Raw genomic sequence first — 24373 nt, 5'->3', positions numbered from 1 at the left:
CAATTGCAACGGGATGGCCATGGTTTGAAGAAAGGGATGCGGCATTGCGCAGGAGGGCTGAGGCGCGCATGGTCAGGCCGGCTCCAGCACGATGGCCTGCATGGGTATGCCCACCAGTCCGCTGGAAACACTGCTGGACTCGGACTTGAAAATCAGGGCGTCATGAATCCAGTGCAATTGTACATGCTCGTCCTGCGTGCCCTCGGCCACGGCGACGTTGATCGAATACTGGCCATTGGGCAAGATCGGCATGCGAAACTCGAAGCGCGCCTGCAGTTGCTCACCCGCCGCGCACGGTACCGGGTCGGACTCATAGCTGAGATAGGTGTTTTCCCCAAACAGCGTCTGTCCCAGCTTGTCCTTGACGAAGAAACCGACGATCGGCGAGCGCAAGGAATCGACAGCCGTGATGCTGATGGCGAGCGTCACCGCCTCGCCGCCCACCACCCAGTTCAGACGCTCGCCATCCTCACCGACGAAACTCACATCGGTAATGGCGGCACCGCCGCTGCCCAGGGCTGCGGCCTCCGGATCGAAGGTGAAGACCTGCAGGTCATTGCGCAGGTTGCTGGCATTGATCTTGTCACGCCGCACATCCACGCTCGGACCTTCAGCGCGAATGCTGGACCGCGCCACTTTGGCGACGGCGCTCTTGCCCTGCTGAGCCTCATAGAATTCCTGCAGGTACAGATCGCAGACATGGCGTGGCTCGCCTGCCGAGCGCATGTGACCGCGGTCGATCCAGACGGCATGCGTGCACAGGTTCTTGATCGAGGCGGTGTCATGGCTGACGAACAGCACCGTACCGGTCTTCATGAAACCGCGCAGGAAGCGCATGCATTTCTGGGTGAAGAAGGCATCGCCTACAGCCAGCGCTTCATCGATGACGAGGATGTCGGCATCGACGTGGGCGATCACGGCAAAGGCCAGGCGCACATACATGCCGCTGGAGTAGGCCTTGACCGGCTGGTCCATGAAATCGCCGATATCGGCAAACGCCTCGATGTCCTTGAAGCGGGCTTCGATCTGCTGGCGCGTAAGCCCCAGCAGCTGTCCGTTCATGAAGACATTTTCGCGTCCGCTGTATTCCGGATTGAAACCGGACCCCAGCTCCAGCAAGGCTGCCACGCGCCCCTTGACCTCGACCGATCCGGCGCTCGGATTGAGCGTGCCGCAGATGATCTGCAGCAGGGTGCTCTTGCCCGAGCCGTTGCGGCCGATGATGCCTACCGTTTCGCCCTTGCGAATTTCCAGCGAGATATCGGACAGCGCATGGTGCTTGCGCGCCAGCTGATGCGCGCGCTGGCCCAGGCGTTGCCGCAAGCCCGGCACCGGCACGATTCTGGCCAGGCCCGCCAGTACCGCCTGGGTGAGCCGATCGGCAGGACGCTCGTAGGTGTTGAAGCTCTTGCTGACACCGGAGACGCGGATCGCAATATCAGAGGACATCCGCGAAACCCTTTCTGGCCTTTTGAAAACAGAAATAACCGAACCAGGCCGTCACTGCGGCGACGGCCGCATACACCAGCCATTCGCGCCAGTCGGGCGCATGGCCGTAGATCAGCACCTGGCGCGCTTGCTCGATGGGAATCGCCAGCGGATTCAGCCGCGCCAGCGAACGCCACTGCTCCGGCAATGCGGAGGTGGGAAAGAAGATCGGCGACAGGAACATCAGGCCCGTCAGGAAGATGCCGATGGTCTGGCCAATGTCACGCAGATAGACACCGGTGGCCGCCAGCAGCCAGCTCGCACCGGCAATCAGCATGGCCAGGGGCAGCAGCACCAGCGGTATGTACAGCGCCGCCACCGGCACATGGCCCGCCACAGCCCATTCGAAACAGACCAGGACCAGCAGGCTGACTGCTGCATGAAACAGTGCCGACAGGAGATTGACGCAAGGCAGGATCTCCAGCGGGAACACCACTTTCTTGACGAAGTTGACGTTGTTGAGCACCAGGCTGGGCGCCTTGCCGATGCATTCCGAAAAGAAATTGAAGACGATCAGCCCGGCAAACAGCACGATGGCGAATTGCGATTGCGACTCGTCGCCGGTCCCGCCCCACTTCGCTTTGAAGACATGGCTGAACACCAGCGTGTAGATGGTCAACATGAACAAGGGCGTCACGAGACTCCAGAAGACGCCCAGCAAGGAACCCTTGTAGCGGCCGATGGCCTCGCGACGCGCCAGCTCCAGCATCAGGACGCGATGGTTCCACAGTCCGGACAACATCGAGAGGGGCGTACTCTTATGCTTGATCATGGTGCGCTAACAATTCTGCCAGGCAGCGATCGACGTCATCCTGCCAGGCAGCGATGGGCAGGCCGAAGGTCTGCGTAAATTTTTCCAGCGACAGGCAGGAATTGGACGGGCGCGGTGCCGGTACCGGATAAGCCGACGCAGGGATGGCCTCGATGTCGGCTGCCTTGATGTTCAAGGGCTGCCCGGCTTCGGCTGCACGCTCGATGACGTATTGAGCGTAGCCGTGCCAGTTGGTCCGGCCTCCGCCGGTGAAATGGTAAATGCCGGCCGTATCGGCCACGCGCGCGGGCGTGCCGGCGTTGCCACCTGCCATCAAGGCATCGCGGGTAGCTTCAGCGATTGCGCGGGCGAAGGTCGGCGCACCGAACTGGTCCGCCACGACACGCAGGCTGGTGCGCTCGCTGGCAAGACGCAGCATGGTCTTGAGGAAGTTTCCGCCATGCACGCCATAGACCCAGCTGGTCCGCCAGATCCAGAACTTGTCGCTAGCCGCGGCGATGGCCTGCTCGCCCGCCAGCTTGGTCTTGCCGTAGACGCTCTGCGGATCCGTCGGATCGGTTTCGAGGTATGGCCCGGCCTTGCGTCCGTCGAAGACGTAGTCGGTGGAATAATGAATCAGTGCCGCCCCCAGAGCGCTGGCCTCTTCGGCCATGACGGCAGGTGCCTGCGCATTGATCGCGTGCGCCGCCGCCTGCTCGGTCTCGGCGCGATCCACCGCGGTGTAGGCCGCGGCATTGATGATCACATCGGGGGCTTGCGCGCGAATCAGACTGCGCAACTGCCCGATATCGGCCAGGTCCAGCGTCTGACGATCAAACGCCGCGACCTCGGCCACGCCACGAAACGCACGGACCAGTTCACTGCCAAGCTGACCGTTCTTGCCGGTCACCAGAATCTTCATTCAAATACCTCCGCATCGGCCAGCAATGCGCCGACCGCGTCCTTCGCCGACAACACGGGCTCGCCATCCAGCGGCCAGTCGATGCCCAGCGCCGGATCATCCCAGCGAATGCAGCGCTCATGCTGGGGCGCCCAGTAATCGGTGGTCTTGTAGAGGAATTCAGCGTAGTCGGTGGTGACCACGAAACCATGGGCAAAGCCCGGCGGAATCCACAGCTGGCGGCGGTTTTCGGCCGACAGCCGCACGGCGGTCCAGCGCCCGAAATGCGGCGAACTCTTGCGGATGTCCACGGCGACGTCATACACCTCGCCCATGATCACGCGCACCAGCTTGCCCTGCGCCTGCTGGATCTGATAGTGCAGCCCGCGCAGGACATTGCGTGCCGAGAGCGAATGATTGTCTTGCACGAAGTTGACGCGCTGACCAGTCGCTTCTGCGAAGCGCTGCTCATTGAAGCTTTCATAGAAAAACCCGCGGTCATCGCCAAACACCTTGGGTTCGATGATCACTACTCCGGGCAGGTCTGTCGTCTGGATTTGCATGCTGCGTCAATGGGCTAGGGAAAAATCAAAACGGACCCCATCGGGATCCGCATGGCTGATGTCCGATGGGCGTGGACTAGACGATATCTCCGCGCAACAGTCTGAACAGATACTGTCCGTAGGCGTTCTTCTTGAGAACCTCGGCCTGGCGCTCAAGCATTTCGGCGTCGATGTAGCCCTTGCGGAAAGCGATTTCCTCCGGGCAGGCCACCTTCAGTCCCTGACGGTGTTCGAGGGTGGCGATGAATTGCCCGGCCTCAAGCAAGGAATCCTGCGTACCGGTATCGAGCCATGCCATGCCGCGCCCCATCAGTTCCACATTCAGGGTACCTGCTTCAAGGTAGGCACGGTTGACGTCGGTAATTTCCAGCTCGCCGCGGGCGGAGGGCTTGATCGATGCCGCGATGTCACACACCTGCTTGTCGTAGAAATACAGCCCGGTCACGGCGTAGTTGGAACGCGGTGCGGCCGGCTTTTCTTCGATGCTGACCGCGCGCCGCTGAGCGTCGAACTCGACCACGCCATAACGCTCGGGATCATTGACATGATAGGCGAAGACGGTCGCACCACTCTCGCGCGCCGCAGCGTGCTTGAGGTTGCGCTCGAAATCCTCGCCGTGATAGATGTTGTCACCCAGAATCAGTGCCGAGTTCTCGCCGTTGATGAAGTCGCGGCCGATGATGAAGGCTTGTGCCAGACCATCCGGTGTAGGCTGCACCGCGTAGTTCAGCGACAGGCCCCACTTGCTGCCGTCACCGAGCAGGTCGCGGAAACGCGGCAGGTCCTGCGGTGTCGAGATGATGAGGATATCGCGAATCCCCGCCAGCATCAGCGTGCTCAGCGGGTAATAGATCATGGGCTTGTCATAGACCGGCAGCAGTTGCTTGGACACCACCGTGGTGACGGGGTACAGGCGCGTGCCCGAGCCTCCCGCGAGGATGATGCCCTTCTTGGTGCTTGCCGATTGGGTAGCTGTGCTCATTATTGTGCTCCGGCGATTTGCTCACGGCCATGGTAATTGCCTTCGATCCACTTGCGGTATTCGCCCGAACGCACGTTGGCTACCCAGTCCTGATTGGCCAGATACCACTCGACCGTCTTGCGCATGCCGGTCTCGAAGGTCTCGGCCGGGGTCCAGCCCAGTTCGCCGGCGATCTTGGCGGCGTTGATGGCGTAGCGACGGTCATGGCCGGGACGGTCTGCCACGAACACGGCCTGATCAAAATACTTGCCGCTGGCCTTGGGCGAAAGCTCATCCAGCAGGCCGCACAAGACCTTGACCACGTCCAGGTTGGCCTTTTCATTGTTGCCGCCGACGTTGTATTCCTGCCCGGGACGACCGGCCTCCAGCACGCGGCGGATGGCCGCGCAGTGATCAGTCACGTACAGCCAGTCTCGCACTTGCATGCCGTCACCGTAGATGGGCAGCGACTGCCCCGCCAGGGCATTGGAAATGACCAGGGGAATCAGCTTCTCGGGGAAGTGATACGGACCGTAATTGTTGGAGCAATTGGTCACCAGGGTCGGCAAACCGTAGGTGTGATGATACGAGCGTACCAGGTGGTCGGAAGCCGCCTTCGAGGCCGAATAAGGGCTGTTGGGCGCGTAGGGCGTGGTCTCGGTGAAGGCCGGATCCTCAGGGCTGAGCGAGCCGTAGACTTCATCGGTGGACACGTGCAGGAAACGGAAATCGGATTTTTCCTGTCCGTCCAGCCCGTTCCAGTAGGCACGGGCTGCCTCCAGCAGGGAGAAGGTACCGTTGATGTTGGTGCGAATGAACTCGCCCGGACCATGGATGGAACGATCCACATGGCTTTCGGCGGCGAAGTGCAGGATGGCGCGCGGACGGTACTGCAGGAACAGCGCCTGCACCTGATCCTGATCGCAGATGTCACCTTGGACGAAAATATGGCGGGGATCATCCCCCAGGCTCTTGAGATTTTCAAGATTGCCTGCATATGTCAGCTTGTCGAAATTGACGACAGACTCGTCATTGGACTTCAGCCATTCCAACACGAAATTGGAACCGATAAAGCCCGCCCCCCCGGTGACAAAAATCATTTCACGACCCTGATAAATTTACGGCAAATAGCAATGGACTCGTTAAGTTGCATTTAAGACAACTCCAAAAGCCAACGACCGGGAATTATCTCAGAACTGGTGACCAATTGCGAGATTGGCCGCTTGACAGGCGTTCCCGAAAGCAACAACTCCTTGCGCCTCGTAAAGTTACGAGTTCTGAAACGGACTTCACGCGCTCATCTTGCCAACAGGGGTGCCAGCAGTTCTGTTGTTTTATGCGAGGCGCCCTGATGCGCGCCGGCGAAGCCATGCGCCGCAAGCGTCATGGCAGCGATCCGATCCGGATCGGCAAACAGCGCGCTCGTCATGTCCCACAATTGTTCGGTTGAAGAGATGCGGCAAGCCGCACCGGCCTCGATGGCCTGGTCGGTGATACTGAGGAAATTGAAGGTGTGCTCGCCGACCAGCACCGGCTTGCCCAGCGCCAGCGCCTCAATCAGGTTCTGCCCCCCCAGCGGCAACAGACTGCCGCCAATGAAGGCCACATCACACAAGGCGTAATAGGCGAACATTTCGCCCATGGAATCGCCCAGCACGACATCCACCTGATCCCAGTCACCGCCCTGCCCCAGCGCGTCACGCCGGCGCAGGCGCAAACCCTGTGCCTGTATCATCCCGGCCACCTCAGCAAAACGCTGCGGGTGGCGCGGCACGATCACCGTCAGCCAGCCGGTCTTCCCCAGCCTGGCCAGCGCATCCAGAATCAAGGCTTCCTCGCCCTCGCGCGTGCTGGCACAGAGCAGGATCTTGCGCTCCCCGATGGCACGCTTCCATGCCAGACCGCGTTCGACCATCTCGGCCGGCGGCTGCACGTCGAACTTGAGGCTGCCGGTCACTTCGACGTGCCGCGCCCCGAAGGCACGCAGGCGCTCAGCGTCGGCCGGCGACTGGGCCGCGACCACATCGATCGCCTCGGCCGCCGGACGCAGCAGCGCGGCAAAGCGTTGGCCGCGCCGTAGTGAACGTTCCGACAGGCGGGCGTTGGCCAGCATCACCGGCACCTGGTGCCGGCGACATTGCCTGATCAGGTTGGGCCAGACTTCGGTCTCCATCAGCACGCACAGCACAGGCCGGAAGTGGCGCAGGAAACGCGCGCACATCCATCCCGTGTCGTACGGCAGAAAGCTCTGCACCACGCGCGCACCGTGCTTGCCATAGATCTGAGTCCCCGTCTCGCGGCCGGTGGCGGTCATGCAGGTGAGCAGAATGGAATGCTGCGGATATTGCTGCAACAAGGCGTCGATGAGCGGCTCGGCGGCACGGGTCTCGCCAACCGAGACGGCATGCACCCAGATGAAACGCGCCTGTGGATCAGACAGGCGCGCCTCTTGCGAATAGAAGCCCAGGCGTTCGCCCACATGCGCCCGGTAGCCCGGTTCCTTGCGGCCGCGCCGCCACAGGCGCAGCAGTACCAACGGCAGCACCAGCCACCAGACAAGTGAATACAGCAGCCGCATCTCAGACCAGGGGATGGCCGACCAGGCGCGTCAGAATGGCCAGCGGACTGGATTGCGGATCATATTGCTGGTCCGGTGCCAGGTGCAGGGTCTGTTCCATCATGTACTGGCCCGACATGACCGCGTGCGAGGCCTGGTCCGAGAAGCAGATCCAGACGGAGCCGGCGGCAAAGGGCATGGTGACCTGCTGGGCATCCTGCTGGTACTGCATGTCGCCCTTCATGCCGTCATGCAATTGCAGCATGAGGTGATCGTATTCGCTACGGAAGGACTTGGTCACATGCAGCGCCTTGAGCACGCTGGCCTGCCAGCGCACATAAGGTTTGGCACGCGGCAAAAAGCGCTGCGCCACGGTCTCGAAAGGCTCGCCCACGCGCCAGACGCGCGGCACGCCATCGGGATTCACATTGGTAAAGACGCGCAGGATGCGTTCGCCGTAATTGGGCCGCGAAGGAAAAGCGTCCACGTGCATGCGGCGATCATCGGCACGCCACGACTGGGCCCGCGTCTCCACCTGCATCGGGCGGTAGCTGGTCGGGGCAATGCGCAAGGCATCGCGGTATTTGGGCAACAAGGTATGCACCAGCGACAACGACTGCTCGCGGAAGCGACCAATCATCGCGGCCAAGGCCAGCTGCTGCTCGGTGCCGCCGGCGGCACCCTTGATGTGTCCGCGTGCGTCCAGACTGATGTTGCGCGACTTGGGCGCGCGCACGCCCGGATCCAGCAGCTTGCGCTCGGAGTCCATCAACTGGAAAGCCAGCTGCGGGAAGTACAGCACCTTGCCGGCTTCCAGCGCAGTGATCCAGTCCTGATTGGGATACTCGACCTGCCATTCGGTCAGGCCAATCTCGATAATTTGCGATTCCATGGCGCGTATTATGCCCGCAAGCGCTCTGCCCGTGTGGCCAACCCGGCGGCTCTGGCACGCCTGGAAAGCAGGCCGGATGCGGCTTGTCACGCAAAGTTGATGCTTTGAACGGGGCGTTTGATCTGCTTCAACGCATACCCAAGTCCGCCCCAAGGGACAATCAAACTCAGGCCAGCAGGCCCAGCGCAGCCTTCAACACATCCTCTTCGGACGGCGGCGCGCCCAGATCGCCCAGGTTGATGATCGCCGGCGACCAGTTGCCCTCGGTCTTCCAGCGCGGCGAGTCACAGTAGAGTTCAATCGTCGGCTTGCCGTAGGCGGCGGCGATGTGGGTCAGGCCGGTGTCGAGTCCGACCACCAGCCGCGCCTGCTGCACCAGGGCCACCGCCTGCATCATCGGCAGCGCCGGCAGCACGGTGGCACCGGGAATGCCGGCCGCCAGCTGGCGTGCCGCCTCCTGCTCGCGGGCACTGCCCCAGGGCAGCAGGATCTGCAATCCGCGCTCGGCCAGGGCCTGGCCCAGCTTGATCCACTGCGCCTGCGGCCACTGCTTGGCGGCGCGGGCGGTACCGTGGAAGAAAACGACATACGGCTGCTCCGGCATCCAGGCCCAGCGCGCCGGCTCTGGCGGCTGCAGGGCAAAGTCGGGCTGACCTTCCAGCTGATAGCCCAGCGCAGCCGCCGCGACCAGCCTGGCGCGGGTGACGGCATGCGTGCGCAGGCCGACCGGGATGCTCTGGTCATGGAAAATGCGGGAGATTGGTTCATATCCCGACCCTTCGGTCGCATTGGCCAGGCCGATGCGGCGGCCCTGCGGTGCCAGGCGCGCCATGCGCATCACGACGCTGGTCTTGAGCAGGCCCTGGGTATCGAACACGAGATCATAGCGCTCGGCCTGCAGCTCCCGCCGGAATGCCCCGATCTCGGCGCGCGTGGCCGCCGAGAACAGGGTCTTGCGCCAGCGCCGCAGGGCGATGGGGATGATCTTGCGGACGTGGGGATTGAGGCCGACCAGACTGGTGTAGCCCTCTTCGACCACCCAGTCGATCTGGGCCGCGGGGAAATGACGATGGATGTCCGCCACCATCGGCATGTTGTGGACGACGTCTCCCAGCGAGGAGACACGGACGATAAGAATGTTCAAGGCTGACCCACGTTGGCGTGACTTTATTGGTGGGCCAGCATCTTACCTCATCGGCCCATCAGAACGGCAGTGTCACATCAGGACGCGCGGCCAGGATGACCTTGCGGAACTCACCCTGGATGCGCTCCAGCGCTTGCGGCGTCTCGGCCTCGAAACGCAGCACCACCACCGGCGTGGTGTTGGAGGAACGGGCCAGGCCGAAGCCGTCGGCGTACTCCACGCGCAGGCCGTCGATGGTGATGATGTCCTGGGCACCCTCGAACCTGGCATCGCTTTGCAACTTGCCGATGAGCGCGAAGTTCTCGCCTTCCTGCAGCTTCAGTTGCAGTTCCGGGGTACTGACCGATTGCGGCAGGGCGTTGAGCACGGCCGACGGATCGCTCTGGCGGGCCATCAGTTCCAGCATGCGCACGCCGGCGTAGAGGCCGTCGTCGAAGCCGAACCAGCGGTCCTTGAAGAAGATGTGGCCGCTCATCTCGCCGCCCAGCGGGGCGCCGGTTTCGCGCAGCTTGGCCTTGACCAGCGAGTGGCCGGTCTTCCACATCAGCGGCTGGCCGCCGCGTGCGGTGATCCAGGGAGCCAGGTGGCGGGTGCACTTGACGTCGTACAGGATTTCCTTGCCCGGGTTGCGGGTCAGCACGTCTTCGGCGAAGAGCATCAGCTGGCGGTCCGGGTAGATGATCTGGCCATCCTTGGTCACCAGGCCGAGGCGGTCACCGTCGCCATCGAAGGCCAGGCCGAGTTCGTTGTCGGTTTCCTGCAGGCAGCGGATCAGGTCCTGCAGGTTTTCCGGATGAGCCGGATCGGGGTGGTGGTTGGGGAAATTGCCATCCACTTCGCAGAACAGCTCGGTGACTTCACAGCCCAGCGCGCGATAGATTTCACCGGCAAAGGCACCGGCCACGCCGTTGCCGCAGTCCACGGCGATCTTCAGGGGACGGGCCAGCTTGACGTCCGAAATCATGCGGGCGATGTAGGCTGCCTTGATGTCGTGCGTGCTGTAGTTGCCGGCACCCTGCGGGAATTCGCCCTTGACGATGGCCTGGTACAGGCCCTGGATGGTCTCGCCGTGGATGGCTTCACCGGCCAGCACCATCTTGAAACCGTTGTAGTCCGGCGGATTGTGGCTGCCGGTGACCATGATGCCGGACTGCGTGTCCAGCACGTGGGTACCGAAATAGACCATCGGCGTAGCGACCATGCCGAGATCGATCACGTCCACCCCGACCGCCTGCAAACCCTTGGCCAGCGCGGCCGACAGCGAGGGACCGGAGAGCCGGCCATCGCGCCCGATCACGACCTTCTTCTGGCCCTTGGCCAGGGCGGCGGCACCGAAGGCCTGGCCGATCTGGAAGGCGACCTGGTCGTCCAGGGTTTTGTCGATGATGCCGCGGATGTCGTAGGCTTTGAAAATGGAATTGGAGATCATGGAAATCAGGTCCTCAAGTACGGATACGGGTTGGAGGGAATACGGATTCAGAGCGAGCCATCATGATTTGCTGACCACCTCAAGACGCGGGCTCTCCTGTCGCTGCGCGGCCTGGCGGCGCTTCTCGACAAAGGCCCAGTCAACGATCTCGGCTGCCGGCTGGTAGCCGCTGACCAGCTTGTGCAGCAGCGCGCGGATGGCTCCGATGTCATTGGCCTGCAGCGCGTCATGGAGATGACGCAGTTCCTCGGCCAGACGGTCCCACGGAATGAAATCTTCATGCGCGGTCATGATGCGCGGATGCGCAGTCGGCGCCGGCTGTTCGCCGATGAGCAATTCTTCATACAGCTTCTCACCCGGGCGCAGTCCGACCGTCTGGATTTCGATGTCGCCGTCCGGATTGTGCTCGTCGCGCACCGACAGACCGGACAACTCCACCATGCGTCGCGCCAGATCAAGGATGCGGACCGGCTCGCCCATGTCGAGCACGAACACGTCACCGCCTTCGGTCATCGCACCGGCCTGGAGGACCAGTTGCACGGCCTCCGGAATGAGCATGAAGTAGCGGGTCACCTCGGGATCGGTGAGCGTGATCGGACCGCCTGCCTTGATCTGCTCGCGGAACAGCGGCACCACCGAGCCGGAGGAGCCCAGCACATTGCCGAAACGCACCATCGAAAAACGCGTCAGATTGCGTGTCCCGGTGCCATTGGCTTCCTGCCCGAGGAAACGCGGCACCACCTCGACATCGGAGAGCGACTGCAAGACCATTTCCGCCATGCGCTTGCTGGCCCCCATGATGTTGGTCGGGCGCACCGCCTTGTCGGTGCTGATGAGCACATAGTCGCTGACCTGGTTTTCAATCGCAGCCCGCGCCACGCAATAGGTCCCGAAGACGTTGTTGGTCACGCCCTCGACGGGATTGTGTTCAACCAGCGGCACGTGCTTGTAGGCCGCGGCGTGGTAGATCGTGCGCGGTTGCCAGGTACGGCAGACCTGGCTGATGCGGTCGAAGTGGCAGACGTCGCCCAGCAGCGGGATCAGTTCAGTGCCGGGCGAGACGCTGGCCTGCCGCTGCTGCAGATCGCGGTGAATCGTGTAGAGGTTGTATTCATTCTGCTCGAACAGCAGCAGCTTGGAGGGCCGCGAGCTGAGGATCTGGCGGCACAGCTCACTGCCGATGCTGCCGCCGGCCCCGGTGACCAGCACCACCTTGTTGGTGACGTTGCGGCCTACCAGCGCGGGATTGGGCAGCACCGGCTCGCGCCCCAGCAAATCGAGGATATCCAGTTCATGGGCATCGGTGATGGCCACTTTTCCTTGCGCCAGGTCTGCCAGATCCGGTACCGAGCGTATATGCACGTGGAACGGCCGCAACTTCTCGATGATTTCCTTGCGCCGGGCCCGGCTGATGGAGGGCAGCGCGAGCAGGATATCGGTGATGGCAAAGGTCTCGATCAGACGCTCGGCCTCGCTGGCGGGATAGACGCGGCGGCCGTTGATGGTCTTGCCATAGAGTTCGCGGTTGTCTTCCAGGAAACCGAACAGCACCAGCTGGTGCTGCCGCTCCATGGCTTCGGCAATCTGCGCGCCCACCTGGCCGGCACCGTAGACCAGCAAACGCGACTGCCGCAGATGCTTGCGCTTGGAATCGACCTGGCTCAGCCACAGCCGGGCAAAGGCGCGGCTTCCGCCCACCATCACCAGCAGCAGCAGCGGCTGCAGGACGCCGAGCGAACGCGGAACGCCCGGCAAGGCCAGCCACACCAGCAAGGTAAACAGCAGCAGTCCGTAGAGTGCGACCGCCTTGGCGATGGTCACGATCGCGGCAATCCCGGTGTAGCGGAACACCGAGCGGTACAGACCCATGCGCACGAAGATGGGCAACATCAGTACCGGAGCAATCTGGTAGACATGCCACTGGTAACCCTGCGGCCAGTGCAAGCTGTCCAGGCGCAGGGAAAAGGCGATCCAGGTCGCCAGCAAGGAGATCAGGACATCGATGGTGGCAACGATGGCCTGCTTGTTCAACCGCGGCAAATCCAGCACATGGCGTCTCATGACTGCCAATCCTTCATTTTTATTGGTTCCTTGCAAGATGTTCAGTGAGAAATACCATCCCGTCCGAGCACTTTGGCCACCGTCATCCAGAGGATGCGCAGGTCGAAGAAGAAGGACTGCTGTCTCAGGTATTGCTCGTCGAACTGGACCTTGACGGGAATCGGCAGTTCATCGCGCCCATTCACCTGTGCCCAGCCCGTCAGGCCCGGCTTGAGCCTGTGCACGCCGCGTTCACTGCGCAACGCGATGAGATCATGCTGATTGTAAAGCGCCGGCCGGGGACCGACCAGCGACATGTCGCCCCGCACTATGCTCCACAGTTGCGGCAGCTCATCCAGGCTGGTCTTGCGCAGCAACCCGCCGATGGGCGTCAGGTGTGAGCCGGAATCGGCCAACAGATGCGTCGCCACCGCCGGGGTTCCCGTTTTCATCGACCGGAATTTGGGCATGCTGAAGATCCGGTTATCCTGCCCTACCCGATCCGACCAGTACAGGACCGGTCCGCGCGAGGTCAGCTTGACCAGGATGGCCACCAGCAACATTGGTAGTGCCAGCACCAGGCAGGCCGCCACAGCAACAAAAATGTCAAAGAAACGTTTCATGATCAAAATAGGCACAACCGTGCAAATGCCGTCGTATGATAACTTTTATGTATGACAGCCGCTAACATTTCCTTGCCCATTCTTGCAGGCACAGCCAGCTTTTTACTTCATATGCATTCTTCTTCCCCTATCTATGCGATCGGCGACCTGCAGGGTTGTGCCGGGTCCCTGGAACAGTTGCTGGCCAGCCTCCCGGACACCACCCCTTCACTGATCTTCGCCGGCGACCTCATCAACCGCGGCCCCCAATCCCTTCACACCCTGCGCACCGTGATGCAGATGGGCGAGCGCGCCCGGTCCGTCCTGGGCAACCATGACCTGCACCTGCTGGCCGTGGCCTGCGGCATCCGCCCGGCGCACCGTGACGACACCCTCGACGATATCCTCAACGCCCCCGACCGTGAGGAGCTTATCGACTGGCTGCGCCACCGTCCCCTGGCCATCCACGAACAAGGCCACCTGATCGTGCATGCCGGCGTGCTGCCCCAATGGGACCTGCAACAAGCCCTGGCGCTGGCCAACGAGGTGGAAACCATGCTGCGCAGCGACCAGTGGATGGACTTCCTGCGCCACATGTACGGCAATCAGCCCGACCGCTGGAGCGAAGACCTGGCCGGCCACGAGCGCCTGCGCTGCATCATCAATGCCTTCACCCGCCTGCGCTTCTGCCAGGCGGACGGGACGATGGATTTTGCGGTGAAGGAAGGCGCGGCGGCAGCGCCGGAAGGACTGATGCCCTGGTTCGAGGTACCAGGGCGGAGGACCGAAGACGTGACCGTGGTCTTCGGTCACTGGTCCACGCTGGGATTGGTGATGCGCCCCAAGCTGATCGCCCTCGACACGGGATGTGTCTGGGGCGGCAAGCTCAGTGCGGTGCGACTTGAGGATCGGGCGCTGTTCCAGGTGCAGTGTCCGCAGGCGCGGCGGCCGGGCTGAGCGATTCCAGCGAGTATCCCAGTCCGGTGGCAATGACTTCACGCGCGGTGCGCGCGAGGTCGCGGCGGTGCGCGCCTTCCGTGCTGATCAGGGGCAATTGCTTCAGTTCGGCCGTCATCCCCTTGGACTTGAGGATGCTCATGATGCTCTCGGCGATGGACATGTCCCCGATGAAATCAGCCGCCGCATGCAGCCGGCCCTCGCCATCCACATAACGCAACGCATACGGCTGCACCGGGGCTTTGGCATCGATGGCGGCCTCGAACAGGTTGGCGTGGAAAGGCAGCAGCGTGCCCTGCGCGGCCGTCGTGCCTTCAGGAAAGAAGGCGACGTGCTCGTCCTTCTCGATGCTTTCCACCAGGCCTTTGAAAATGCGCCGCACGTCGCTGGCCTTGCCGCGCGAAATGAAGATGGTGCCGGTCTTGGCGCACAGCCAGCCGATCAGCGGCCAGCTGCGGATTTCCGACTTGGCCACGAAACGGCAGGGCTGCAGCGAGTTGACCACGAAGATGTCCAGCCAGCTCACGTGATTGGACACCAGCAACGAACGCGGAATCGGCAGCGGGCTGTCGATCTTGATGGCGATGCCGCAGATGCGCAGCAGCTTGCGCGACCAGCGCCGGATGTGCGCCTCCCGCCCCTTCTCGGAGGTGAACGGGAACAGGAAGGCACAGACCGCCATGCCCTTGAAGAGATGCGCGATCAGGCGCAACAAACGGAAAACGAACATGGCGTATTCGGGTCTTGATGAGGTCGTGATCGAATCGTCGTGACGAAAAACGGCTTGATCGAAATTCAAGATCGAAGTTGCCCGCAGTCAACCATCAATCAAGAAGAAATCAAGCTGAAAATCAAGCGACAGGTTTTCAGCGCTCGAAGGCAATATGCCCCGAGACGATGGTCGCCTTGACCACGCCCGGCAGCTCATAGCCCAGGAACGGGGTGTGCTTGCCCTGGCTGGCCAGCGCCGAGCCCTGCACCTTCCACAAGGTGTTGGGATCAAACAGGCACAGGTCGGCCACGCTGCCCACGGCCAGGTTGCCGGCCTTCAGGCCCGCTACCTTGGCGGCGCGGTGCGTTACTTTGGAGATCGCCTTGGAGAGCACTTCCTTGCCCTCGCCTTCAGTCTCCAGCGCCCACTTCAGCGACAGCGACAGCAGCAGTTCGAGGCCGGTTGCGCCCGGCGAGGCTTCGCCGAAGGGCAGCAGCTTCTCATCGTCATCGACCGGGGTGTGGTCCGAGCAGACGGCATCGATGGTGCCATCCAGCAAGGCCGTGCGGATCGCTTCACGGTCGCGCTGCGAGCGCAGCGGCGGCGTCATGCGGGCATTGGAATCGAAGAAGCCGATATCCAGGTCGCACAGGTGGATGTGGTGCACACCCACATCGCAGGTCACCGGCAGGCCTTCGCTCTTGGCCTGGCGCACCAGCTCCAGACCGGCGGCCGAGGACATGCGGCACAGGTGGACGCGGGCACCGGTGGCGCGCATCAGTTCGAACAGGGTATAGAGCGCAATGGTCTCCGACATCACCGGCACGCCCGACAAACCCAGGCGCGAAGCGGCCGGGCCGCTGTGGGCGATGCCGGTGCGGCCCAGGTGCGGGTCCTGCGGGCGCAGCCAGACGGTGTAGTTGAAGGTCTTGGCGTATTGCAGGGCCGACAGCAGCACGGTGGTATCGGTGATCGGCTCTTCGGCTTGCGAGAAGCCGATGCAGCCGGCTTCGGTCAGCTCGGCCATTTCGGTCAGCGCTTTTCCTTTGAGGCCGGCGGTGAGCGCGCCCAGCGGATAGACGTGGGCCTGGTTCAGCGAACGGGCGCGGTGCTTGAGCATTTCCACCAGGCCGGGTTCGTCCAGCACCGGATCGGTATCGGGCGGGCAGACCAGGCTGGTCACGCCGCCCTGGATGGCGGCCTGCATTTCGGATTCCAGCGTGGCCTTGTATTCGTAGCCGGGCTCGCGCAGGCGGGCCGACAGGTCCACCAGGCCGGGAGCCACGATCAGGCCGGTGGCGTCGATGGTCTTGTTGGCCACGAAGTCGGCCGGGGCCTGGCCGACGCCGACGATCTTGCCGGCGGCCACATACACATCCTGCTGGGCGTCGATGCCGTTGGCCGGGTCGATCAGGCGGCCGTTCTTGATATGCAGTTTCATCAGTTCTTGTCTTCTTAACGGATCGTTCAAAACGTCGCGGTGACGGTCGTCGTCACCCGGATTCAATTGCCAGCCACGATGCTCATGACCGCCATGCGCACCGCGATGCCGAAGGTCACCTGCGGCAGGATCACGGCCTGTGCACCATCGGCCACGGCCGAATCGATTTCCACGCCGCGGTTCATCGGGCCGGGGTGCATGACGATGGCGTCCGGCTTGGCCAGCGCCAGGCGTTCCGGGGTCAGGCCGTAGCTTTTGAAGAACTCCTGCGCCGACGGCAGCAAGGCACCGCTCATGCGCTCGTTCTGCAATCGCAGCATGATGATGACGTCCACATCCTTCAAGCCCTCTTCCATGTTGTGGAAGACGCGCACGCCCATCTGCTCCAGGCCGCTGGGCAGCAAGGTACGCGGACCGATGGCGCGCACTTCCGGCACGCCCAGGGTGGTCAGCGCGTGAATGTCCGAGCGCGCCACGCGGCTGTGCAGGATGTCGCCGACGATGGCCACACGCAGGTTGGTGAAGTCTTTCTTGTAGTGACGGATGGTGTACATGTCCAAGAGACCCTGGGTCGGGTGCGCGTGGCGGCCGTCACCGGCGTTGACCACGTGGACGTGCGACTGCTTCGTATCGATCAGGTGCTTGGCGATCAGGAAGGGCGCGCCCGATTGCGCGTGACGCACCACGAACATGTCGGCGTGCATGGCCGCCAGGTTGTCGATGGTGTCCAGCAGCGACTCGCCCTTGCTGGTACTGGAAGCCTGGATGTTGAGGTTGATCACGTCCGCCGAGAGGCGCTTGGAGGCGATCTCGAAGGTGGTGCGGGTGCGCGTGGAGTTCTCGAAGAACAGGTTGAAGACGCTCTTGCCGCGCATCAGCGGCACCTTCTTGACTTCGCGGTCGCCGATGCTGACGAAGGACGAGGCGGTATCGAGGATGTGCGTCAGGATAGCGCGCGGCAGACCCTCGATGGTCAGCAGGTGTTGCAGTTCGCCGTTTTTGTTGAGTTGGGGATTAAGCATGGACCACCGTAAGGGAGAAGCGGCCGTCGTCGGCGCGTTGCAGTTGCAGGTTTTCTTGTTTGCTGAGTTCGACCGAGGCCGCGACGAAATCGGCGGCAATGGGCAGCTCGCGGCCACCGCGGTCCACCAGCGCCGCCAGCAGCACGCGCGCCGGACGACCATAGTCGAACAGTTCGTTGATGGCGGCCCGCGTGGTGCGGCCGGTATAGAGCACGTCGTCCACCAGCAGGATGGTGGCCCCCTCGACATCGAAGGGAATCTGGCTGGGTTTCACGTCGGCACGCAGGCCCTTCTCGGAAAAATCGTCGCGGTAGAAGGACACGTCGACGAAGCCCAGGCGGTCCGTCAGGCCCAGTTCCGTGGCCAGGCGCTCGGCCAGCCAGGCGCCGCCGGAGTGGATGCCCACCAGCGCAACCTCGGTTGCGCCTTGCAGGCCGGCTTTGATCTGCTGCACCAGGGTCTGGTACAGCGCTTCTGCATCAAGCTGGGAAGGTGTTGTGCTCATGAATGTGCGTCGTCAAAGTATTGCTGCAAAATGATGGCGGCCGCCTGGTCGTCGATCTGTTCGCCGCGCTGGTGCTGGATGACCGCCGAACTGTAGCGTTCATCCACCAGCGTGACCTCGAGCCCGTAGCGGCCGTGCAACTGGTTGGCAAAGCGGCGGCAGCGCACGCTCATCTCGTGCTCGGCACCGTCCGGATGCAGGGGCAGGCCGACCACGCAGCGCGCCGGTTGCCACTCCGCAATCAGGCGCGCAATGGCCGCGAACTTGCCGTCGTTGGTCGCTTCGCTGATCACCGCCAGCGGCTGCGCCTGCTTCAGGCCCGTATTGCCCACGGCCACGCCGATGCGTTTCAAGCCGAAGTCGAAGGCCAGGATGGTTTCCAATCGTGTCCCTGCGCTCTCAAGCCCGGCCGGCATCGCCGGACAGCATCACCGGATCGATGCCCAACAGGGCCAATGCAGCGGTGAAGCGTTGCTCCACCGGCAACTCAAAAATGATGGCAGGGTCAGCCTTGACGGTCAGCCAGCCATTGCGGCCGATCTCGCCTTCGAGCTGGCCCGGGCTCCAGCCCGAGCAACCCAGGGTGACCAGCACGCGTTCGGGGCCATCGCCGTGGGCCACCGCTTCGAGCACGTCCTTGGAGGTCGTCAGCGCGACCTCATCGGTAACCTGCAGGGTCGAGGAGTATTTTTCCGAGGTCGAATGCAGCACGAAGCCGCGCTCCACCTGCACCGGGCCGCCGAACATGACCGGGCGGCGATACAGCTCGGGCATGGCATCGGGGGTGTCGGGCCGGATCTCCAGCTTGAGATTGATGCGGTCGAACAGCACATCCATGGTCATGTCGGTGGGCTTGTTGATGACCACGCCCAGCGCGCCGTTGTGGTTGTGCTCGCACAGATAGACCACGGTGCCGCCGAAGATCGGGTCCAGCATGGACGGCATGGCGATCAGGAAATGATTGGTCAGGTCCAGTTCCAGCGGGGGACGGACCTCGTCAGCGGCATCGTCGCCCTCGGCCTGGCCGCTGGCATCGGAGCCGGCAGCGTGGCGGGAAGGGGCGTCGGAATGGAATGGGTCGAAAGCGCCAAAGGAATCCACGGATTCGTCGAAATCCTCGGCTGAGAAACTGAAGGGAGAATTGCGTCTCTTGATCATCCCGTCATTTTAGCAGTTTTGGCCGGGATCCCATGTGGCTCGTGGGGCAGCGCGAGTAAAGCCGGCCGCATGCAGCCGGCTTTACTGGCCTCAATTGCCTTCGAGCATCTTTTTGACAGCCTGCCTCGCCTGCGCACCGAGTTCGGCCAGATCCACGCCGGGGATGGCGTCATCGCGGACCACAGCGCGGCCACCGACCCACATTGCCTTCAGGAAAGGCCGCCCACCCGAGGCCACCGGACCGATGGCCGGATCATGCAGGCCGAAGTAGCGAGGATCATCCAGTCGGTACAGGGCGATGTCAGCTTGCTGACCCACCTGCAGGCCCTGCAGCCCGTCCAGGCCGAGCACGCGGGCCCCGCCGGTCGTGCCCCAGCGCACCACATCCTCCACCGTCGCTTCATCGGCACCGCCTTCGAAGGCCCCGCCCCGGAACGCCGGAGTGGCTTCCTGGCCGCGCCGGGCGCGCTGCATCAGCCAGGCGGCGTGCGTTTCCGAGATCATGTCGGCCGCCTCGTTGGAGGCCGCACCATCCACGCCAATGGACACCGGCACGCCCGCTGCCTCCAGCGCCCGGATCGGGGCGATGCCGCTGCCCAGGCGACCATTGCTTTGCGGGCAATGGGCGATGCCCGTTCCGGTACTTCCCAGCAAGGCAATTTCTTCGGCATCGAGCTTCACCAGATGCGCAAACCACACGTCCGGCCCCAGCCAGCCGATGCGCTCGCAGAATTCCACCGGGCGGCAGCCATGCATGGCGTGTGCGCTGTCCTGGTAGCCGACCGTCTCCGAGAGATGGCTGTGCAGCCGCAACCCCAACTCCCGCGCGGCATCGGCGATGGTACGCATTTCCTCCGGGGCCGCCGAATACAGCGGCGTGGTCGGTGCCATCACCACGCGCCGCATCGAAGCGGGCGCGGGATCATGGAAGCGCCTGGCCAGGCGCTGCATGTCGGTCAGGAAAGCATCGAGCGTCTCCGGGCGCAGTGCACTGGGCAACTCCGCCTCCAGCTGCCGAGTGCGGGTGGCGGTGCCCCGGCACAGGACGAAACGCAGGCCCAGCTTTTCCGCTTCCTCGAACAGGATCTCCGAGGTATCGAAGGGCATGCCGGGGTAATACAGGTAGTTGTGATCGGCAATCGTGCCGCAGCCCGAGCGCATCAGTTCGACCATGCCGATGCGCGCTGCCAGGCGGAACAGCTCGGCATCGAATTTGGCGCGATAGCGATAAGGCGTGGCCGCCAGCCAGGGCGTGAGCGTGGCATTGATGCCCAGCGGATCGCCCTTCAACAGCGACTGGAACAGGTGATGATGGGTATTGACCCAGGCCGGATAGGCCACGCAATCGCCGGCATCGATCACGTTCTCACCGGGCAGTGCGTCGAGCTTTCCGATGGCGGCAATCCCCCCATCGGACACGCGGATGTCGGGACCGGCGTGGCGCGCGGCCTCACCGGGCAGGCCGGTCAGGATGGCCTGCAGGTTGCGGATCAAGAAAGTGTTCATGACAGGTCGGCTCCTTGGACAGTCGTCATCATGCCATCTCGCTCTCATGCCAGCCGGCCAGCATGGCGCGCGACAGCGCACTCATCAGCCAGAACAGCAGGATGCCGGTCAGCGTGATGAGCAGCAGGGCCGCAAACAGACGCGGAATGTTGAGCTGAAAACCCGCCTGCAGGATCTGGTAGGCCAGTCCCGATCCGGTGCCACCGGTGCCCGCCACGAATTCAGCAACGACGGCCCCGATCAGCGCCAGCCCGCTTGAAATACGCAGGCCGCCAAAGAAATACGGCAAGGCACTGGGAATGCGCAAGCGGCGCAAGGTCTGCCAGCGCGTGGCCTTGTTGAGCCGGAACAGGTTGAGCAGGCCCGGATTGACGCTGCGCAGTCCCAGCGTGGTGTTGGAGATGATGGGGAACAGCGCCATGATGGTGGCGCATACCGTCAGCGCGGCCGTGGTGTCCTTGACCCAGATGATGATGAGCGGGGCGATGGCGACGATGGGCGTGACCTGCAGGATGATCGCGTAAGGGAAGAGGCTGACCTCGATGAAGCGGCTCTGCACGAACACGAAAGCAATGGACACCCCCAGGATCACCGCCAGCACGAAGGCCAGAAAGGTGATCTTCAGCGTGACCAGCAGCGACTCCATCAGCATGCCCCAATCGGCCACCAGGGTCTTGGCAATCAGCGCGGGCGTGGGCACCAGGTAAGGCGGCACCTCCAGCAGCGTGCAGACGATCTGCCACATCAGCAGCAGGGCGATGCCAATGGACAGCGGCGCGACCACGCGCCAGAACCCGGGTCGATTGACCAGCGGATCAGTGTTGGGCTTCATGGCCGTCTCCTTGCTGGTTGGCCAGCGTGAGGTAATCGGAAAGCGTCTTGCAGTACTGCATGAAGGGCGCCGAAATACGGAAAGCTTCATCACGCGGACCGTCCACCTCGATGGCCACATCAGCAATCACCCGCCCGGGGCGGGCTGCCATCACGATCACGCGCGAGGACAGGAACACCGCTTCATAGATGCTGTGGGTGACGAAGACCACGGTCAGGTCCTGCTTGCTCCAGATGTCGCGCAGGTCGGCGTCGAGCTTGTTGCGGGTGAATTCATCAAGAGCCCCGAAGGGTTCATCCATCAGCAGCAGGTTGGGCGAGGTCGCCAGCGCACGGGCAATGGACGCCCGCATCTGCATGCCGCCCGACAGTTCGCGCGGCAGCACCTTGTGAAATTTTTCCAGGCCCACCAGTTTCAAGGCCTCGGCCACGCGCGCATCGGCCTGCGCGCGCGGCACGTGGCGCAGCTCCAGCGGCAGCCTTGCGTTCTGCTCCACCGTGGCCCAGGGCATCAGGGTGGCTTCCTGGAACACCATGGCCAGCGTGCGTTCGGGCGTACCCACCGTGGCCAGGTTGCCACCCCACCAGCGGATGTGGCCGTGGGACGGTTCTTCGAGTCCAGCAAACATCTTCAGCAAGGTGCTCTTGCCGCAGCCCGAGGGGCCCAGCAGCGAGACGAACTCGCCGCGCCCGATATCGAGTTTCACCTCGTCCAGCGCGCGCGTGCCGTTGCGATAGGTCTTCTCCACCCGCTGTGCCGAGAGCACCGGCGGCGCATCAGACACAGCGGCCACCGCGGCCGCCCTCTCCTGCTCCCATGCCGCGGCCTGCGACATGGCGAATTCATCTCTGTCCATGGGATCTCCTGGCGGGTTCATGCAGCGGGGTGGATGCGGAACACTTCGGATTCGCCGTGCTCTTCCAGCAATTGCAGCAGCATGCGGCGCATGATGAGACCGGGCCGATCCGAGGCCATGTGGAATTCCTGGCGGCGGCGCACGTCGATGCAGGCATCGGGGTCAGTGGCTTCCAGGATCTCGCGGTCTTCCACCAGGATGGGGGCATCCCACGCGATCAGCTCGGCTTCGGAGCATTCCTCCTCGGTATCGTTGCGATAGAGCCATTGCGACAGCATGATGGAACCATCATCGATGGGCGTGGCGCAGTTGTAGATGATGTGATGGCGGCCGCTCTCCGGATAGGTGCAGCCGAAGCGGCGCACGAAGGGCAGGTACCAGCGGTTGAACATGTGGCGCACCGTGGTGTCGGCGGTGCTGCCGGTGACGCGATGGCTGGCCGGGACGTTCTTGATGGGCACGCGGGTTTCGGCTTCGAAGCCGTAGTCGGTTTCCTCGATCTCGTATTTCTCCGGCTTGGGCTGGTCATACAAGCCGAAGGTGGCACGATGCACGTAGCTGAAGTGGGAGTTGTCGAAGGAGTTTTCCATCATGCGCAGGGCACTGGTTTCCCAGCGCTCGTAGAACTGGAAGATGCGCCGATAGCCGGGCGCCCCATCCTCGGGAAACTCAGGGATATCGCGCAGCGGCTCTTCCAGCGCCACCCACACATAACCGTAGCGCTCCTTGCAGAAATACGACTTCACGCAGGCGCCGGAGGGCACGCTGCCATCCACGCTCTGCGGCACGCGCACGCATGCGCCCTCGCCGTTGAAGGTCCAGCCGTGATAGCCGCAGACGATGTTGCCGTTTTCGACGAAGCCCTTGGACAACCGGGCCGTGCGATGGCAGCAGCGGTCCTGCAAGGCTGCGGGCGAGCCATCCTCCGTGAGCCACACCACCAGCTTCTCTCCCAACAGCGTGAAGGGCTGCGGACCGTCCTTCAATTGCGTGACGGGCATGAGCGCGTACCAGAACTTGCGCAAGACTTTTTGTTGAGTTACCAGCATGAGGCTGCTCCTTCTGCTTGGACTGCGAACGCCAGGGTTCGCAATGGTCCGGCCGGCGTGCCAACACGGTCGCCTTCGCCGAAATACGTTGGCTTCGAGGTGTCATACGGCAGCTCAAGCCGCCGCCACCGCCCCGAAGGTCTGCTTCACTTTCATTTCCAGGTAGTCACCGATGGTGCAGGGTGCGTAGCGCGCCGGGCGTTCATCGCTGCAGCAACTGGGCAGGCAGGCCACCACGGCCGCCTGGTCGCCATCCTGGAAGAACGGCAGGGAATAGCGCGGTGCACTGCCCGCATTGAGCACGCGATGCGCATTGCTGTGATACAGGTCATTGCTCCAGCGCTGCAACAGGTCGCCGATGTTGACCACGAAACTTTCCGCGATGGGAGGCGCGCTCACCCATTGGCCATCGGCATTGCAGATTTCCAGTCCGCCGATGTCGTCCTGCGCGAGGATGGTGACCAGTCCCCAATCGGTATGGGCACCGGCACCGATCTGGTTGTGCCGGGCACCGTCAGGCTGGGGCGGATAGTGCAGCATGCGCTGGGTGGCGATGGGTGCCTGCAGCACCGGCTCGAAGAAATCCTCGGGCATCTCCAGCGACAGTGCGATCACGCCCAGCAGGCGATGCGACAGGGCGCGCACGGCGTCGTAATACAGCCGTGAGTGCTCTTCGAAACCGGGCAGGTCCTGCGGCCACAGGTGGTGGCCATAGCGCAGCAGGCCGCGCTGCACATACGGATGGTCCGGCGCGATATCAAAGCCGAACTGGAAGCCTTCCTTCAGATCGGCGGGCGATCCTTCATCAAGGGCCTGCGCCCCCATGCGCTCGTATCCGTAGCCGGACGGAGAATGCCGCATGTCGATGGCCGATTTGCTGGCCTGGGGCAAAGCAAAGAAACGCCGCGCCCAGTCGAACTGCTGCTCGACCAGCGAGGGCGCGACACCGTGATTGACGAGGTAGAAGAAACCCACGTCGCGCGAGATCTTGTGAATCTCCCAGGCCA

General features: G+C 63.1%; 24 protein-coding genes. 1 reads left to right on the top strand and 23 read right to left on the bottom strand.

The window, feature by feature from the left end:
- Window positions 1–72: 72 nt before the first annotated feature.
- The 12 genes from B3873_RS23485 to B3873_RS23430 form a co-directional block, all read right to left on the bottom strand.
- Window positions 73–1449, bottom strand: coding sequence for an ABC transporter ATP-binding protein (locus B3873_RS23485; RefSeq protein WP_034337952.1), 1377 nt, complete (start codon window positions 1447–1449; stop codon window positions 73–75).
- The gene (locus tag B3873_RS23480; RefSeq protein ID WP_286869330.1) at window positions 1439–2260 is read right to left on the bottom strand and encodes an ABC transporter permease; all 822 of its coding nucleotides are present in this window, start codon (window positions 2258–2260) and stop codon (window positions 1439–1441) included. The genes B3873_RS23485 and B3873_RS23480 overlap by 11 nt, the downstream gene beginning before the upstream one ends.
- Window positions 2247–3161 (bottom strand): dTDP-4-dehydrorhamnose reductase, encoded by a 915-nt coding sequence (rfbD, locus tag B3873_RS23475; RefSeq protein ID WP_286869329.1) that lies wholly within the window; start codon window positions 3159–3161, stop codon window positions 2247–2249. Before rfbD ends, B3873_RS23480 begins: the two co-directional genes overlap by 14 nt.
- On the bottom strand, window positions 3158–3703 hold the full coding sequence (rfbC, locus tag B3873_RS23470; RefSeq protein ID WP_286869327.1) for a dTDP-4-dehydrorhamnose 3,5-epimerase: 546 nt from the start codon (window positions 3701–3703) through the stop codon (window positions 3158–3160). Before rfbC ends, rfbD begins: the two co-directional genes overlap by 4 nt.
- Window positions 3704–3779: 76 nt before the next feature.
- Window positions 3780–4685 carry a glucose-1-phosphate thymidylyltransferase RfbA gene (gene rfbA / locus B3873_RS23465; RefSeq protein ID WP_039789334.1) on the bottom strand — a complete coding sequence of 302 codons (906 nt, stop codon included), beginning with the start codon at window positions 4683–4685 and terminating at the stop codon, window positions 3780–3782.
- Window positions 4685–5764 (bottom strand): dTDP-glucose 4,6-dehydratase, encoded by a 1080-nt coding sequence (rfbB, locus tag B3873_RS23460; RefSeq protein WP_034337994.1) that lies wholly within the window; start codon window positions 5762–5764, stop codon window positions 4685–4687. Before rfbB ends, rfbA begins: the two co-directional genes overlap by 1 nt.
- A gap of 197 nt (window positions 5765–5961) precedes the next feature.
- Entirely contained in the window at window positions 5962–7242 is a 1281-nt protein-coding gene (gene waaA / locus B3873_RS23455) for a lipid IV(A) 3-deoxy-D-manno-octulosonic acid transferase (RefSeq protein ID WP_286869324.1), read from the bottom strand.
- 1 nt (window position 7243) lies between these two features.
- A complete protein-coding gene (locus B3873_RS23450; RefSeq protein ID WP_286869322.1) occupies window positions 7244–8113 on the bottom strand; it encodes a Kdo hydroxylase family protein in 870 nt (289 codons plus the stop codon).
- 166 nt (window positions 8114–8279) lie between these two features.
- Complete coding sequence (waaC, locus tag B3873_RS23445; RefSeq protein WP_276837594.1) at window positions 8280–9257, bottom strand: lipopolysaccharide heptosyltransferase I; 978 nt, start codon at window positions 9255–9257, stop codon at window positions 8280–8282.
- A gap of 58 nt (window positions 9258–9315) precedes the next feature.
- Window positions 9316–10686: a phosphomannomutase/phosphoglucomutase gene (locus B3873_RS23440; RefSeq protein ID WP_414651568.1), complete on the bottom strand. Its 1371-nt coding sequence runs from the start codon at window positions 10684–10686 to the stop codon at window positions 9316–9318.
- 60 nt (window positions 10687–10746) lie between these two features.
- Complete coding sequence (locus B3873_RS23435; protein WP_051156637.1) at window positions 10747–12747, bottom strand: polysaccharide biosynthesis protein; 2001 nt, start codon at window positions 12745–12747, stop codon at window positions 10747–10749.
- A 41-nt stretch (window positions 12748–12788) separates the two neighbouring features.
- On the bottom strand, window positions 12789–13349 hold the full coding sequence (locus B3873_RS23430; protein WP_286869319.1) for a sugar transferase: 561 nt from the start codon (window positions 13347–13349) through the stop codon (window positions 12789–12791).
- Between the two features lie 111 nt (window positions 13350–13460).
- Here B3873_RS23430 and B3873_RS23425 point away from each other — a divergent pair, with 111 nt between their 5' ends.
- The gene (locus B3873_RS23425; protein ID WP_286869317.1) at window positions 13461–14285 is read left to right on the top strand and encodes a symmetrical bis(5'-nucleosyl)-tetraphosphatase; all 825 of its coding nucleotides are present in this window, start codon (window positions 13461–13463) and stop codon (window positions 14283–14285) included.
- Here B3873_RS23425 and B3873_RS23420 read toward each other — a convergent pair.
- The 11 genes from B3873_RS23420 to B3873_RS23370 form a co-directional block, all read right to left on the bottom strand.
- On the bottom strand, window positions 14215–15015 hold the full coding sequence (locus B3873_RS23420) for a lysophospholipid acyltransferase family protein (protein WP_039789326.1): 801 nt from the start codon (window positions 15013–15015) through the stop codon (window positions 14215–14217). The two genes, B3873_RS23425 and B3873_RS23420, sit on opposite strands and share 71 nt — an antisense overlap.
- Window positions 15016–15151: 136 nt before the next feature.
- Window positions 15152–16438 carry a dihydroorotase gene (locus B3873_RS23415; protein ID WP_039789323.1) on the bottom strand — a complete coding sequence of 429 codons (1287 nt, stop codon included), beginning with the start codon at window positions 16436–16438 and terminating at the stop codon, window positions 15152–15154.
- Between the two features lie 62 nt (window positions 16439–16500).
- Window positions 16501–17460 (bottom strand): aspartate carbamoyltransferase catalytic subunit, encoded by a 960-nt coding sequence (locus B3873_RS23410; protein WP_017454302.1) that lies wholly within the window; start codon window positions 17458–17460, stop codon window positions 16501–16503.
- A complete protein-coding gene (pyrR, locus tag B3873_RS23405) occupies window positions 17453–17965 on the bottom strand; it encodes a bifunctional pyr operon transcriptional regulator/uracil phosphoribosyltransferase PyrR (protein ID WP_039789321.1) in 513 nt (170 codons plus the stop codon). The genes B3873_RS23410 and pyrR overlap by 8 nt, the downstream gene beginning before the upstream one ends.
- The gene (ruvX, locus tag B3873_RS23400; protein ID WP_039789320.1) at window positions 17962–18348 is read right to left on the bottom strand and encodes a Holliday junction resolvase RuvX; all 387 of its coding nucleotides are present in this window, start codon (window positions 18346–18348) and stop codon (window positions 17962–17964) included. The genes pyrR and ruvX overlap by 4 nt, the downstream gene beginning before the upstream one ends.
- 16 nt (window positions 18349–18364) lie before the next feature.
- Complete coding sequence (locus B3873_RS23395) at window positions 18365–19123, bottom strand: YqgE/AlgH family protein (protein ID WP_198516533.1); 759 nt, start codon at window positions 19121–19123, stop codon at window positions 18365–18367.
- Between the two features lie 90 nt (window positions 19124–19213).
- Window positions 19214–20629, bottom strand: coding sequence for an amidohydrolase family protein (locus B3873_RS23390; protein WP_286869312.1), 1416 nt, complete (start codon window positions 20627–20629; stop codon window positions 19214–19216).
- Window positions 20630–20657: 28 nt separating this feature from the next.
- Window positions 20658–21461 carry an ABC transporter permease gene (locus B3873_RS23385; RefSeq protein ID WP_039789316.1) on the bottom strand — a complete coding sequence of 268 codons (804 nt, stop codon included), beginning with the start codon at window positions 21459–21461 and terminating at the stop codon, window positions 20658–20660.
- On the bottom strand, window positions 21445–22317 hold the full coding sequence (locus B3873_RS23380) for an ABC transporter ATP-binding protein (protein WP_134221247.1): 873 nt from the start codon (window positions 22315–22317) through the stop codon (window positions 21445–21447). The genes B3873_RS23385 and B3873_RS23380 overlap by 17 nt, the downstream gene beginning before the upstream one ends.
- Window positions 22318–22334: 17 nt before the next feature.
- Window positions 22335–23366 (bottom strand): aromatic ring-hydroxylating oxygenase subunit alpha, encoded by a 1032-nt coding sequence (locus tag B3873_RS23375; RefSeq protein WP_286869308.1) that lies wholly within the window; start codon window positions 23364–23366, stop codon window positions 22335–22337.
- A gap of 114 nt (window positions 23367–23480) precedes the next feature.
- Window positions 23481–24373: isopenicillin N synthase family dioxygenase (locus B3873_RS23370; RefSeq protein ID WP_286869307.1), on the bottom strand; the 893-nt coding region annotated here is incomplete at its 5' end.

This window comes from Herbaspirillum sp. UBA812, assembly GCF_002296545.1.
Taxonomy (GTDB): domain Bacteria; phylum Pseudomonadota; class Gammaproteobacteria; order Burkholderiales; family Burkholderiaceae_D; genus Herbaspirillum; species Herbaspirillum huttiense.
The sequence above is the reverse complement of the archived record's forward strand: the minus strand, read 5'-3'. Positions and strand labels throughout refer to the sequence as shown.

What these genes read in the sequence shown, in the direction of transcription:
- B3873_RS23485 (WP_034337952.1), bottom strand. Translation starts at nt 1,449, where the DNA reads ATGTCCTCTGATATTGCGATCCGCGTCTCCGGTGTCAGCAAGAGCTTC.
- B3873_RS23480 (WP_286869330.1), bottom strand. Translation starts at nt 2,260, where the DNA reads ATGATCAAGCATAAGAGTACGCCCCTCTCGATGTTGTCCGGACTGTGG.
- rfbD (WP_286869329.1), bottom strand. Translation starts at nt 3,161, where the DNA reads ATGAAGATTCTGGTGACCGGCAAGAACGGTCAGCTTGGCAGTGAACTG.
- rfbC (WP_286869327.1), bottom strand. Translation starts at nt 3,703, where the DNA reads ATGCAAATCCAGACGACAGACCTGCCCGGAGTAGTGATCATCGAACCC.
- rfbA (WP_039789334.1), bottom strand. Translation starts at nt 4,685, where the DNA reads ATGAGCACAGCTACCCAATCGGCAAGCACCAAGAAGGGCATCATCCTC.
- rfbB (WP_034337994.1), bottom strand. Translation starts at nt 5,764, where the DNA reads ATGATTTTTGTCACCGGGGGGGCGGGCTTTATCGGTTCCAATTTCGTG.
- waaA (WP_286869324.1), bottom strand. Translation starts at nt 7,242, where the DNA reads ATGCGGCTGCTGTATTCACTTGTCTGGTGGCTGGTGCTGCCGTTGGTA.
- B3873_RS23450 (WP_286869322.1), bottom strand. Translation starts at nt 8,113, where the DNA reads ATGGAATCGCAAATTATCGAGATTGGCCTGACCGAATGGCAGGTCGAG.
- B3873_RS23440 (WP_414651568.1), bottom strand. Translation starts at nt 10,686, where the DNA reads ATGATCTCCAATTCCATTTTCAAAGCCTACGACATCCGCGGCATCATC.
- B3873_RS23435 (WP_051156637.1), bottom strand. Translation starts at nt 12,747, where the DNA reads ATGAGACGCCATGTGCTGGATTTGCCGCGGTTGAACAAGCAGGCCATC.
- B3873_RS23430 (WP_286869319.1), bottom strand. Translation starts at nt 13,349, where the DNA reads ATGAAACGTTTCTTTGACATTTTTGTTGCTGTGGCGGCCTGCCTGGTG.
- B3873_RS23425 (WP_286869317.1), top strand. Translation starts at nt 13,461, where the DNA reads ATGCATTCTTCTTCCCCTATCTATGCGATCGGCGACCTGCAGGGTTGT.
- B3873_RS23420 (WP_039789326.1), bottom strand. Translation starts at nt 15,015, where the DNA reads ATGTTCGTTTTCCGTTTGTTGCGCCTGATCGCGCATCTCTTCAAGGGC.
- B3873_RS23415 (WP_039789323.1), bottom strand. Translation starts at nt 16,438, where the DNA reads ATGAAACTGCATATCAAGAACGGCCGCCTGATCGACCCGGCCAACGGC.
- B3873_RS23410 (WP_017454302.1), bottom strand. Translation starts at nt 17,460, where the DNA reads ATGCTTAATCCCCAACTCAACAAAAACGGCGAACTGCAACACCTGCTG.
- pyrR (WP_039789321.1), bottom strand. Translation starts at nt 17,965, where the DNA reads ATGAGCACAACACCTTCCCAGCTTGATGCAGAAGCGCTGTACCAGACC.
- B3873_RS23395 (WP_198516533.1), bottom strand. Translation starts at nt 19,123, where the DNA reads ATGATCAAGAGACGCAATTCTCCCTTCAGTTTCTCAGCCGAGGATTTC.
- B3873_RS23390 (WP_286869312.1), bottom strand. Translation starts at nt 20,629, where the DNA reads ATGAACACTTTCTTGATCCGCAACCTGCAGGCCATCCTGACCGGCCTG.
- B3873_RS23385 (WP_039789316.1), bottom strand. Translation starts at nt 21,461, where the DNA reads ATGAAGCCCAACACTGATCCGCTGGTCAATCGACCCGGGTTCTGGCGC.
- B3873_RS23380 (WP_134221247.1), bottom strand. Translation starts at nt 22,317, where the DNA reads ATGGACAGAGATGAATTCGCCATGTCGCAGGCCGCGGCATGGGAGCAG.
- B3873_RS23375 (WP_286869308.1), bottom strand. Translation starts at nt 23,366, where the DNA reads ATGCTGGTAACTCAACAAAAAGTCTTGCGCAAGTTCTGGTACGCGCTC.